Raw genomic sequence first — 12,664 nt, 5'->3', positions numbered from 1 at the left:
GAACAAAAGCCCCCGGCCGACCCGTTGCGGATAGGGGACGCAATGGGGCGGGCGGGGGCTTTTTGTGTTGCCGGACGTTTTACTGCGCGATGGTTTTCACCGACACGCCGCGTTCAACCGGGGTGGAGCGACCGTAGATATCTTCGAACCGCTCGATATCGTCTTCGCCCAGGTAGCTGCCCGATTGCACTTCGATGATCTCCAGCGGGATCTTGCCCGGGTTGCGCAGGCGGTGCACCGAGGCGATCGGGATGTAGGTCGACTGGTTTTCGCAGAGCAGGAACACGTTGTCATCGCAGGTCACTTCGGCGGTGCCGCTGACCACGATCCAGTGTTCGGCGCGGTGGTGGTGCATCTGCAGCGACAGGCACGCGCCCGGTTTCACCGAGATGTGCTTGACCTGGAAGCGTCCGCCCATGTCCACCGAGTCATACGAGCCCCACGGACGATAGACTTCGCAGTGGTTCTGGGTTTCGCTGCGACCCTGTTCGTTGAGGGTTGCGACCATCTGTTTGACGCCCTGAACCTTGTCCTTGTGGGCGATCATCATCGCGTCCTTGGTTTCGACCACGACGATGTTTTCCAGGCCGATCACCGACACCAGTTTGCCGTTGCCGTGGATCATGCAGTTCTTGCTGTCCTGAATCACCACGTCGCCCTTGCTGACGTTGCCGTTGGCGTCTTTTTCGTTGACTTCCCACAGCGACGACCAGCAACCGACATCGCTCCAGCCGGCGGTCAGCGGCACCACGCAGGCACGCTGGGTTTTTTCCATCACCGAGTAGTCGATGGAGTTGTCCGGGCAGCAGGCGAAGGTGGCTTCGTCGAAGGTGATGGTGTCCGGATCCTGAACGCTGCGCTCCAGGGTCAGCAGGCAGGTGTCGTAGATGTCCGGGTCATGCTTTTTCAGCTCTTCGAGGAAGCGGCTGGCACGGAACAGGAACATGCCGCTGTTCCAGTAGTAGCCACCGGATTCGACGTACTCGGTGGCGCGTTTGACGTCGGGTTTTTCGACGAAGTGCGAGACGCGGCTGACGCCTTCGGGCAGCAGCGAATCGGCAGTGGACTTGATGTAGCCGTAACCGGTTTCCGGTTTGGTCGCCGGCACGCCGAACAGCACCATTTCGCCGTTTTCGGCGGCGACGGTGGCCAGCGCCAGGGCGCGTTGCAGGGCTTTCTGATCATCGAGAACGTGGTCGGCCGGCAGCACCAGCATCAGTTCGTCGCGACCTTCATTGACCAGCATCATCGCGGTCAGCGCCACCGCTGGCGCGGTGTTGCGGCCGAATGGCTCCATCAGGATGCGCTGGGTTTCCAGATTGCGAGCGGCCAACTGCTCGTTGACGATAAAGCGGTGATCCTTGTTGCAGACCACGATCGGCGTATCCATGCCTTCGAACACCAGGCGTTCGAGGGTTTGCTGGAACAGCGTGTGTTCGCCGGTCAGGGCGAGGAATTGTTTAGGGAATTGTTTGCGCGAAAGCGGCCACAGACGCGAACCGCTACCACCTGACAAGATCACCGGAATCATGTTGTTACTCCATAAAAATCAATTGGGTTAGAGGCACGAACGATGTGTCGTTTCACTCTTGTTTTTGTCTCGTATCCGAACTCTCACCCCGGTTCCTGTGGGAGCCTGGCTTGCCAGCGATGGCATCACCTCGGTGTATCTGCAGAACCGAGGCGTCTGCATCGCTGGCAAGCCAGCTCCCACAGGGAACCGGGTCAGTTCGGGAAATTTGTTAGCGCGTCGATACCGGGCGTTTCACCCAGACTGGCGACAGGCTGCTACCGCTGCCGGTGACGTACAGCACTGCTGCCTCACCGCGTTCCAGCGCGACCGGTTTCACGTCGCCGACTTTCTTGTCGCCTTCATACAGCGCCAGGCTGACTTTCACCGGGTTGATTTCACGTTCGCCACGGCCCTTGGCCGCTACGTTCGGCACCACGTCGGTCTTGCCGTCGGCGGTCTTCAGGGTCAGCGGCTTGTCGCTGAGGTTCTGCACGCGCACCAAGGATTTCTGCTTGTTCTTGAACGGCGGTTCTTCGATCAGTTGCGGCGCGCCGGACGCGTTGTTGACCAGGGTGTAGTAGTGGTCACCGGCGAGTTTCACCGGCAGGGTCTGGCTGCCGATTTTGGCGCTGTAGTCACCGCCCGGCATGAAGCTGAAATCGCTGCTGGCCAGTGGCGCAACGTCGCTCAGGTTGGTGCTGCCGACGGTGGCGCTGACTTCAGCGTTGCTGGCGTTGTAGACCCGCACGAAGGTCGAGCCTTTCGGTGCGGTCGGGCCGTACAGCGCGGCGTCGCCACCGGCAAAGGCAGGGACGGAAAGCACGCTGAGGCCAGCAACCAGTGCGAAGCTTTTAGCGAGACGACGAGGAGTAGTAGTGAAAGTCATGGTGTACCTCTCTTTCAGTTTTGCGCCCGATCGGGCGTCTCGGATTTAGTGTTGATAGCTACGTTTTGTTGGCGAGCACCGGCTTGTTTGAGCTCTGCGACCCACTGCGGGTCGGCGTCGCCGATTTCGTTGTTCACAGGCAGATAACGTTCAGGAAACTCCCAGATCAGCACCTGTGGCGGGCTGTTCTTGAAGTCATCGCTTTTCAGGTAGCTGAGCATCGGCAGGATCGGGCCGTGGCCGTCTTCGGCGTAGCTCACCACGTCGCTGTGCAGCGCTTGTTTCAGTGCACCAACAAAGTTCCAGTTGGGGTTGGCGCTGTAGCTGGTGCCGACCAGTGCCACCGGCACCTCATTGCTGGCGAACAGCGCGTCGTCACCGGCAGGTTGCTCGGCGGCCACGGTGTTGCGCTTTTGCAGCGGCTCTTGCGCCGGCATCAGGTTTTCGAACAGCGGATCGAGCGGCAGGAACAAGCGCAGATCGCCTTTGTGCGTGACCTTCTCCGCTGGCGTGGTAACGAAGCGCTGTGGCTCGCCGCTGAGCGGGAACTTGTCGGCGATGGTTTTCGCCAGAGTGTTCGCGGCAATCTCGGCGCCTTCCGGCGTCCAGTGGGTGTCGGTGCGCAGGAACACTTGTTGACCGGCGTGCTTGGCCTGTTGCAGTGGCTTGAGCAGGTCAGGAGCAAGGATCTTGTCCGCCGCGACGCGGTGGTGGAAATCCTCATAAAGGTTTTCGTGAATGCTCGCCGGTTTCACTTCGCCCAGATGCTCCGGGTACAGACGAACCTTGGCCGGCACGATCGCCATCACCAGTTTCACGCCTTTCTCTTTCAGGGTCTGGCGCACGCCTTCAACCAGCGCGTAGTTGCCTTGCAGGTTCAGCTCTTCGTTGACGATCGGGTTGAATTCCTCGTCGCTGTACAACCACTGATCGCGACCGAGCACCACGCCCGGACGACCCTCGTTGAACAGTTTGAAATCCAGCGCAGCCCAGAGGTTGGTGCCCAGACGCTTGATCGGAAACTGGTCGTCGTAGTGGGTTTCCACAGCCTTGGTCCAGCGGCCGTTGAGCACCGTCGCGTCGGCGTTGGTGCTGAAACCGAAGAAGCTGCGAACCGACCACAGACCGAGGACCAACAAGGTCACCAGGAACAGGGCGATGTAGAAGATGCGTAATGAGCGGGTCATGTCAGATCCCTCAGAACTGGAAGTAAAGGAACGGCGAGAAGCTTTGCGCCGAGAGTTTGAGAATCGAGGCGATGAACAGCAGCAGGATCAGCCCGCGCATCACGTAGCGCGACCAGTCCGCCGTCCAGTAAGCCGGTTGCACCTGGGCTTCGACGCCGACGGTGTAGCCGGGCTCATGGATGCTCGCCGAGTTTTCGCCAGGGGCGGCTTTGATCATTCCTGGCGTGGCGGTGGCAGGGCCGTTGGCCTCGACGTTGACTTCAGGTTTGCTCTTGGCCGGCGGCTGGTTGGTGTACAGGTCACGCAGGCCGAAAAACGCCAGGGTTGCGTAAGCGACGACCAGGGTTGCCACTTGCAGACCGGTGAGGCTGGCCTGATTGAGTTCCGACAGCGACCAGTCGCCGAAGCTGAACATCGCGCCGTACATGCGCCCGGCAACGTGCAGGTTCTCGGCGCGGAAGATCACCCAGCCCATGACCACCAGCAGGAAGGTCAGTGCCCAGCGGATCGGGTTGAGGCTGCGTGGCGAGGTGTTCAGGCCCAGCGCTTTTTCAATCGCCAGCCACATGCCGTGCCAGGCGCCCCAGACGATGTAAGTGATGTTCGCACCGTGCCACAGACCACCGAGGAGCATGGTCAGGAACAGGTTGCGATAGGTCATCAGCGTGCCTTTACGGTTGCCGCCGAGGGTGATGTACAGGTAGTCACGCAGCCAGGTTGACAGGCTGATGTGCCAGCGGCGCCAGAACTCGGTGATCGACTGGCTGATGTACGGCTGCTTGAAGTTTTCCATGAAGCGGAAACCCATCATCAAGCCCAGGCCGATGGCCATGTCGCTGTAACCGGAGAAGTCGAAATACAGCTGCGCGGTGTACGCCAGCGCGCCGAGCCAGGCATCACCGGTGGTCGGGTTTTGCAGGGCGAAGCAGTGGTCGGCGACCACGGCGAGGGTGTCGGCAATGAACACCTTCTTGATGAAACCCTGCATGAACCGCGTGCAGCCCTCGGAGAATTTGTCGAGGGTGTGGGTGCGGTTGTTGAACTGGTCGGCGAGGTCGCGGAAACGCAGGACCGGGCCGGCAATCAGGTGCGGGAAGATCGCCACGAACGCCGCGAAGTCGATCAGGTTGCGGGTGGCCGGGGTATCGCCGCGATACACGTCGATGATGTAGCTGATCGACTCGAAGATGTAGAACGAAATACCGATCGGCAACAGCACGTGGGTCAGGATGAACGGCTCAAGACCGACCGACGTCATCATCGCGTTGATGCTGTCGACGCCGAAGTTGGCGTACTTGAAGTAGCCGAGGATGCACAGGTCGACCGCGACGCCGAGCAGCAGCCAGCGTTGTGCCGGTTTGGTGCGCACGCCGGCGGCACCGACTTTCAGGCCGATCCAGTAGTTCCACAGGGTGACGCCGGCGAACAGCGCCAGGAAGTCCACCCGCCACCACGCGTAGAACACGTAGCTGGCAATCAGCAGCAACAGGTTGCGATAGCGTTGCCCGCTCAAGTAGTACAAGCCGAGAAAGATCGGCAAGAACAGAAACAGGAACACGTTGGATGAAAATACCATCCCGATCTCTCCATGTTTGAACCAACAGTCAAGGGCCAAAGCCCCCCCAAACCCCCCGTGGTAGTGGAGGGGTGAAACGGTGTTGCTGTCAGGGGTGTGCAGGGCCTTGAAAGCTCCCTCACCCCCCGCCCTCTCCCGGGGGGAGAGGGAGCCTGATCTCCATGGTTTTCAAAAATGGAGATCGACCCGGTATTTCCTTGCAGCCTGATCTCGATTGTTTTTCAACACCTGAGATCGACTCGATATTTCAGGTCGGCGGATTTCTCAAAAGCACCTCGGTCAGTCCCCTCTCCCTTTGGGAGAGGGTTAGGGTGAGGGGCTTTTGCTTCATGAACCCTTGTTGCCCTTTTCATGCGAAGGGTCGTAGACCTTGGTCAGGTCGCCACCCAGGCGGAAGGTCTTGAACGGTTGCATGCCGTGCTTCTTCTCGATCACATCCGGCGGGCAGGTGTAGAGGCTGCAGAACGGTTCGAGCCAGGCGAATTTCATGTCCTCTTTCAGATCGGTCATGTCCTGCTCTTTGCCGTTCTTCTTCTCGAATTGGTCCGGGTCTTTCACCCCGGCCAGCACCCGATCACCCAGACGTTTCAGCGCGCTGTTGTTTTCCTGACGCAGATCGACACCGTTGACCTGGGCGAAGCTGGCGATCATTGCCAGCGGCGGCAGGGCGTAGTTGTGATAGGCGAGGGCGCGTTGCTGGCGCTTGAGTTCGTTCGGCAGGAAGCCGTCGGCGTCGACTTGATTGACCCCGACCTTGTATTCCTTCACCGCCCAGTCGAACAGGTCGCGACGGTTGGTGGCGACGGCGGTGGCCATCACCGACCACGCGGCCCAGTACGAGTGGTTGTTGGTTTTTTCCAGCGGCAGGTTGTCCCAGTCGCTGACCACCTGATCGGCCATCTTGCTGAACCATGCCTCGATCAACTGCGCTTCCTGCTGATGCTGCGCCAGCGGATGCGAGTCGGAGAACTTCAGGCGGATGTACGAAGAGGCCATGCTGCCCAGCGCCCATTTGCGCATCGACTTGCCGGTGTGGTTGAAGTCTTTCGACATCAACGCATCGGCCTTGGCCCACGCGGTCAGCCAGTTCAGCGTGCAATCGAGCTGCTCCGGGCGACCGTCGCGCATGAACTGCATCACCCGTTTGGCGGTGCCGCGTTCCAGCGTGGTGATGTCTTTGGTGGTGTCGCGAAAGGCTTTTTCCGACTGCACGTTCAGTGTCGCGCGGGCCTTGTCCGAACCTTCGTATTTGCTGCGAAATTGCAGCGGTCCGGTGTAGGGCGTTGGCATCGCGTCACAGCCTTCGCTCTTGTCGCCGGTCTTGAATTTATCCACCGGGGCGAAGTAGCCCTGCGGCGGACGCAGTGGCGCGGCGGCCTGAGTGGCCCCGGCGAACATCGCCAGGGTCAGCAGGGATGGTGCAAGCAAATGTTTGATCGTTCGATTTCGCATAGCAGACCTCATTGCCCGACCTGAGCGGTTTGTTGCCCAGCGCCCGGGAATACGTTGCGTTTGCAGATTTTCGCTTCGACTTTTTGTGGCGCGGTGCCCGCTTCCGGGCCCTGGACTTCGACGGCCAGCAGGTTTTGCGAGGCCCAGTCTTCGTCCGTGCGCAGCTCAAAGGCGAAACGACCGTCGGTGTCGGAAGTTTCCGGTTTCTCGATCTTGATGTCCTCGTGGCGACCGTTCATGTACCAGAGGGTGGCTTGCAGGGTTTTCACCGAAGGGTCGGCGAAGCGGATGTCGACCTGATGGCTGCTGTTCTGCAGGTTCAGGTTTTTGCTGTTGACCAGCAGTTCCTGTTTGCCGCCCGGCTTGAGCGTGGTGCTGGCGGACATTTGCGCGTCTTTGCCTTCGCAGCCGTTGTCGAGCAGGGACATCATCTGGCGATAGATGGTTTCCTGGTCGAGGCGGTACAGCGGCGAGAATTCCCAGATGAGAATTTTCGGCGGGGTCTTCTGGAATTCGTCGCTACCGAGGTACTGCAGCATCGAACCTTCCAGGCCACCACCGGGGAACGCGACGTTGAGAATGTCGGCGCCGATCGCCTCTTCGAGGAAGCCGGCGAAGTTGTAGTTCTTGCCGCTGTGCGAGGTGCCCACGAGGGTGATTTGCGGGTTGCCGGAATCCCCGAACAGGTCGCCGTCACCGGCTTCGCCTTTCGGCTCGGTGGTGAACTGGTCCATGTACTGGATCGCGTAACTGGTGCCGCACAGTTGCCCGGCCATGTTGTGCAGGGTGCCGGTCTTGCCCATGCGCCCGGAGCGCTTGGTCTCAAATTCACGCTTGGGAATGTCGGCGAAGGCCGGGATTTGCTTGACCTTCTCGGCGACGATTTTCGCCGTGCGCTGGGCGCCATATGGGGTCCAGTGCTGGTCGCCGCGGAAGTAGAAATCGTGGGCGGGCAGGGTGTCCGGCAGCGACTCGTTGGTCAGCGGCGACAGGTCCGGCACCACGTATCCCATCTGCGCGAAACGCCCGAGCATGGTCTTGTAGTTGCCCAGCGCTTTCTCGTAATCGAACGCGGCTTTTTCCTGCGGGTTGAGCTTGTTGCGGTTCACCAGGCCACGGGTCGGCTGGTAAACGATCACCAGTTCGACGCCTTTGGCTTTGAACGCATCGTGCAGCTGTTGCAGGCGTTTGTAACCGGCCGGGGTGGTGTTGAACTCGGTACGCAAGTCTTCTTGCGTGCGGAACAGCCAGTCGCCTTGCGCCTGCACCAGGGTGGTGAAGTTCTGCTGATAACGCGTGGTGTAGTTCTTCGCGTCATGGGCGGCCGGGCACAGGTTGCAGCACGGTTCGGCGGTGAACTCGGGCGCTTTCACTTCGTCCGCACGGGCGCCGTTGCTGGCCGCCAGAATGCCCACGGTCAGGGCCGACAGGCTGAGTAATCTGATCAAGTGTGGGTGCATAAAATTATCCTCAGTCCTGCATTTCGGTCTGGCGTTCGACAGGGTCGATCAGCACGGCTTTCTGCTGGCGCACCAGCAGGTCGAGAATTTCATCCTGGCGCTCGCCGAGGATGCCGTTGAAGCTGATGCCGCTGGATTTGGTCGGCGCCAGCATCGACACGCGATACAGCTCGACACTCAAGGGCGAGTCGATCGACAGCGGGCCGCTGCCGTTGGCCGCCAGTTCACCGCCAACCACAATCAGCGACACCTGGGCATCGAACGGGTCGAGCTTGATGTCACGGTCGGTGTCGGTCAGGTCCTTGATGTGGCCGTAGACGCCGGTCAGGCCGTTGGCCATGGCGACGTTTTCGTAGAGGCGGATGTTCACGCTGTTACGAATGCGGATGCCGTGGCGCTTGTTGCTGATGACCTTGTTGCCCCACAGCAGGTTGTCGGCGGACTCGTAGAGCGTGATGCCGTCGGTGTGGTTCTTGTAGATCTCGTTGTAGGCAATGATGTTGTTGACGCTGTTACGGTCGATCACCAGGCCCGAGAGGTGGTTGTCGAAGCTCTTGTTGTTGAAGATGAAGCTGTCGTTGACCTCACGGGAAATAATGATCCCGTGCTTCTTCTTCGTACCGTGGACGGTGTTCTCGGCAATGATCAGACCGTGGGAACGGTCGTGCGGGTCGATGCCGTAGACGATGTTGTCTTTGTAGGTGTTGCCCTTGACCACAAAGTCGCGGGTCTCGTAGCAGTAGAAGCCGTACCACATGTCGGAGAACTCGGAACCGACGATCCAGCCGGTTGGCTCGGGACGCTTGAGGACCTTGGCCATGTTCGGCGTGTACTGGGAAATACTCACCCCGTACGACTTACTGTTGGCGTAGCCGAAGCTGGCCATCTTGCTGTTGACGATGTAGGTCTCGGTGCCGCCCCAGGCGAGCAGGAACGGACGGAATTCCTTCGGCGAACGGAACGTTGCCGGGCCGTTGTCCTTTTCGCGCCAGCCGGTGACTTTGGTGTCACGCACAAACAGTTGGCCGTCGTTGACCATGAATGCACCGGCCTCTTGCGACAGGCGCAGTTCCTGGGTCTGACCGTCGATTTCAAGGATGCCTTTGCGGCCGACCACGATCGGCAGCTTTGCCAGATACACACCCGGCGAGGTCTCGCTGAAATACTGCTTGGGCAGTTTCTGCGCCAGATCCTTGAGGTTCAGGTAACCGTCGTCGACGAAGATCGCCTGTGGGATGCCGTGCTGACGCACCACCCACTCGGCCATCTTGTTGTCGCCGCCGATGAAGTCCTTCAGCGCGTCTTCCTGCATCATCCGGCGCACGCTGACTTTGCCTGTTTTGCTGCGGACGATTTTCGCGGCGGCGGCTTCGGCGGTGTAGCCGGAAATGTCCGGCAGTTTCGGCGCGGCCAGATTCAGCGCCTCGGTGGGTGCGCTGCTGACGGTGTAGGTCTTGGCTTGTTGCAGCTCTTTCGCGGTGGTCACCGGCTTAACCGGTTCCACAGTCGCGAAGGCGCTGGCGCTGGCCAGCAGCATCGCGCCGGCCAGCAGGCTGAGTGAGCCTGTCCTGGTGCTGATCATGTCGGGCACTCCCTTGGCGGTTTGCATCAGAAGCGCCAGATCACGTCGATGAACGCGCGGTGCATGTACGAATCAACCTGCTTGCCGTAGGCATCGCCCGGCTTGAACACACCGCCACGGAAGCGCACGAGGGCCGAGGGCTCGTCGATCGACTGGCTCAGGGCGGCCGGCAACAAGCCTTGCTTGAAGTACTTGGTGACGACCAGGTCCATCTCCTGACCGAGGTCCTTGTTGCCGTCTTCAAGCGGCAGCGAGGTGCTGGAAAGAATCGCGCCGGTGGCGTCGTCGGTGTTGTTTTCCACCGCATTGATGCCGTTGCTGCCGACCGGCTTGTTGCCGTCGACACGCCAGAACTTGTGGTAGATCAGGCTGGCGTCGTACTCGTCATTGACCATCCAGGAACCGAACAGGGTGGCGGTCTGCATGTTGTTCATTTCGCCACGGAAGGCTTCGCCGAAACGGTGCACGCGCGAGCGGGTACCGGTGTAGTTGGAGCGGTTGCTCTCCAGACCGTTCTGCTCGTAATCGGCGCTGGCGCGGGCATAGGCACCGCCGACTTGCCATTGCGGATCAAGGCGCAGACGCACACCGATGTCGGTGGCCCAGCCGTTGACGTCTTCGCTGCGCTTGGCTTGTGCCGGGCGCGAGCCATCGGCGTTGAGGGCGTTGACCGTGTCACGGTCGCCGCTCATGCCGGTGATGCTGCCCCAATAGTTGACGGTGTTGGTGTTGCGCCAGTTGTAGGCGTCGCTGTCGGCGGTCAGGCCGAGCCAGCTGATGTCACCGTTCTGGGTTTTATCCAGCGAGTCGCGGGCGACGCCCGGCTCGGCGTAATCGAGTTTGCCGTCATCGTGAGTGTGATGACCGCGAATGCCGACCCATTGCCCCGGCGTCCACTGGTAAGCGGCGTCGGCGTAGGCGTGCAGGCGATCCTTGTCTTTCGGCGCCAGCTCTTTGAGGTCGGTGCGGTATTCGCTGAAACGCTCGGCGACGCCGACGTTGGCACGCAGCAGGGTGGTGTCGAAGGTCCAGTTCAGCGCTTCGATATTGGTGTCGCGCCATTGGCCGTCGTCATTGCGCAGGCGCTGGCGCCCGAACTTGAGCATCTCGCCCGGGTATGGGGTGAGGCCGCTGTAGCCAACCCAGAATTCGCGCATCGCCAGATAGTTTTTCTTGGTTTTGCGATCACCGTTGTCGGTGGCTTGTTCACCGTCGGATTGTTGCAGGGTGTCGGTTTCGATGATGTCGGTCGAGGTCACGGCCTGGCCCATGGCGTAGGCGCTCCACGCACCGCTTTCGCCGTAGACCCACGGACGCAGGTCGAGGCCCAAGCCGTTGACGTCGCCGCCACTGGCGGTGCCGAGGTCGCGGTCGTCTTCGGACTGGCCGGTGATTTTCACTTCCAGACCGAAGTTCTTCGATTCAGTGATCGCGGCCAGTGTCGGGCAAGACCAGATCAGCGCGAACGTGAGGCCAATGCCGGCCTTCACAAAGGGATTCAACTTCATAGGGATTCCTCGCCGTCTTCTTCTTGCAGGGCGTGCAGTTGCAGCGTGTTCTGATTCAGGGCGCCACGGCTGGCTTGTTCCTGTTGCAGCAGGCGCTGGGCTTCGGCCAGACGCTCGGGCGGCAATTGCGCTGCGAGGGTGGTCGCCAGTTCATCGGCTTGCGGGGTGTTCTGCGCCTTGGCCAATTGGCTGAAGACGTAGGCGTTGACCGGGTCGGGCTGGGTGCCCTTGCCTTGGGAAAACAGTTGGGCGATGGCGAAATCGGCGCTGTTCTGGCCGTTGCGCGCAGCGGTCAGCAGATGGTCGAGGGCCTTCTGCGGATAGACCTTGCCCAGGTAACCCCGGCGATAGATCTGGCCGAGGTAATAGTCGGCGGCAACCTCGCGGCCAACGGCTTTCTGGAAATGTTCCTCGGCGACTTTCGCGTCGGCCGGCACCAGTTTGCCTTCGTAGTAGAGCTTGCCCAGCAACAGCTCGGCGCGTGGCTGATCGGCGGCGCGGCCGTTGTCCAGGTACTGCATCATCTGATCGACGTCGCCCAGTTCCGGGAAGTCGTAGAGCAGTTGCGCGAGGGTCACCCACGACGCCGGATAGCCCGGGGCGATCGGTTCGAGCAGCGATTGCGCGGTCTTCTCGTCGGTCTTGCCCAGGGTCGAATCGGCCAGTACACGGGCCACCGAATCGACACGCTGCGCAGTGACGGTGCCACGGCTGTAACCGGCCTGCATTTGCTTGATCAGCTCGGCCTGTTGCTCCGGCTGGGCACGTTTCTGATAGACCGTGGCCAGTTCGACGTAGCAGATGTCGGTGGTGTTGAGCGCGGCTTTGCAGATCTTTTCCACGTCATCCAGGTGCTGGTCGTAGGTGCCCTGGGTGCGATACAGCAGCACTTGCGCCAGACCCGCTTCCGGGTAACCGGATTTGCGCCACTGGTCGATCTGTTGCTGGGCGTTGATGTTGGGGAAGCTGTGCGGGTATTGCAGGTACAGCATCGCCAGCGGGATCAACGTATTGCCTTCGCCATGGGCGGCGGCTTTTTTCAGCAGGCTTTCGGCTTCGTGGTGCTCGGCTTCAGTGGAGCCCGGCTTGGCCACCAGCAAGCGGCCGAGACGCGCCTGAGCACGCGGCGAAACACTGGCGGCGGCGCGGTAAGTCGCTTCGGCCTGTTTGATCTGCTCGGGGTCGCGGCTGTCGACCTGGATATCGGCGAGGCCGACTTGCGCCTCGCTGTAACCCAGGTCTGCCAGGGCGCGGTAGTTCTGCGCGGCGGTGGCGGTGTCGCCCCGCTTGAGCGCTTCGTTGGCCAGGCGTTGATCGGGCAGGCCGGCACAACCGGCGAGACTGACTGCCAATGCCAAGGCACACACTGATCCCATGTGGGAGCTGGCTTGCCAGCGATTCAGGCGACTCGGTTTTTCAGCTAGACCGCATTGATCCCATCGCTGGCAAGCCAGCTCCCACAGGGATTGTGGTGTTCTCAGAAAAAAGGTCACAGGCATG

At 60.8% G+C, this 12,664-nt stretch carries 9 protein-coding genes; all 9 read right to left on the bottom strand.

Annotated features, from left to right (window positions below; all coding sequences use genetic code 11):
- Window positions 1-79 precede the first annotated feature (79 nt).
- Complete coding sequence (locus tag K5Y35_RS02625) at window positions 80-1,531, bottom strand: mannose-1-phosphate guanylyltransferase/mannose-6-phosphate isomerase (protein ID WP_123464825.1); 1,452 nt, start codon at window positions 1,529-1,531, stop codon at window positions 80-82.
- A gap of 211 nt (window positions 1,532-1,742) precedes the next feature.
- On the bottom strand, window positions 1,743-2,399 hold the full coding sequence (locus K5Y35_RS02620) for an alginate O-acetyltransferase AlgF (RefSeq protein WP_123464827.1): 657 nt from the start codon (window positions 2,397-2,399) through the stop codon (window positions 1,743-1,745).
- Window positions 2,400-2,413: 14 nt separating this feature from the next.
- The gene (locus K5Y35_RS02615) at window positions 2,414-3,586 is read right to left on the bottom strand and encodes an alginate O-acetyltransferase (RefSeq protein WP_222833619.1); all 1,173 of its coding nucleotides are present in this window, start codon (window positions 3,584-3,586) and stop codon (window positions 2,414-2,416) included.
- A gap of 10 nt (window positions 3,587-3,596) precedes the next feature.
- Window positions 3,597-5,162 (bottom strand): MBOAT family O-acyltransferase, encoded by a 1,566-nt coding sequence (locus tag K5Y35_RS02610; protein WP_222833618.1) that lies wholly within the window; start codon window positions 5,160-5,162, stop codon window positions 3,597-3,599.
- Between the two features lie 327 nt (window positions 5,163-5,489).
- Window positions 5,490-6,614: a mannuronate-specific alginate lyase gene (locus K5Y35_RS02605; RefSeq protein WP_222833617.1), complete on the bottom strand. Its 1,125-nt coding sequence runs from the start codon at window positions 6,612-6,614 to the stop codon at window positions 5,490-5,492.
- Window positions 6,615-6,622: 8 nt separating this feature from the next.
- Entirely contained in the window at window positions 6,623-8,074 is a 1,452-nt protein-coding gene (locus tag K5Y35_RS02600) for an alginate O-acetyltransferase (RefSeq protein WP_186745509.1), read from the bottom strand.
- 10 nt (window positions 8,075-8,084) lie between these two features.
- Window positions 8,085-9,656: a mannuronan 5-epimerase AlgG gene (gene algG / locus K5Y35_RS02595; protein WP_222833616.1), complete on the bottom strand. Its 1,572-nt coding sequence runs from the start codon at window positions 9,654-9,656 to the stop codon at window positions 8,085-8,087.
- 26 nt (window positions 9,657-9,682) lie between these two features.
- Window positions 9,683-11,164, bottom strand: coding sequence for an alginate export family protein (locus K5Y35_RS02590; RefSeq protein WP_222833615.1), 1,482 nt, complete (start codon window positions 11,162-11,164; stop codon window positions 9,683-9,685).
- Window positions 11,161-12,663, bottom strand: a complete 1,503-nt coding sequence (gene algK, locus K5Y35_RS02585; RefSeq protein WP_222833614.1) for an alginate biosynthesis TPR repeat lipoprotein AlgK — start codon at window positions 12,661-12,663, stop codon at window positions 11,161-11,163. The genes K5Y35_RS02590 and algK overlap by 4 nt, the downstream gene beginning before the upstream one ends.
- Window position 12,664 lies beyond the last annotated feature (1 nt).

Origin of the sequence: Pseudomonas sp. SC3(2021), from assembly GCF_019856535.1 — a bacterium.
GTDB lineage: Bacteria > Pseudomonadota > Gammaproteobacteria > Pseudomonadales > Pseudomonadaceae > Aquipseudomonas > Aquipseudomonas monsensis.
Note: the sequence above shows the minus strand (reverse complement) of the source record. Positions and strands in the feature narration are given on the sequence as shown.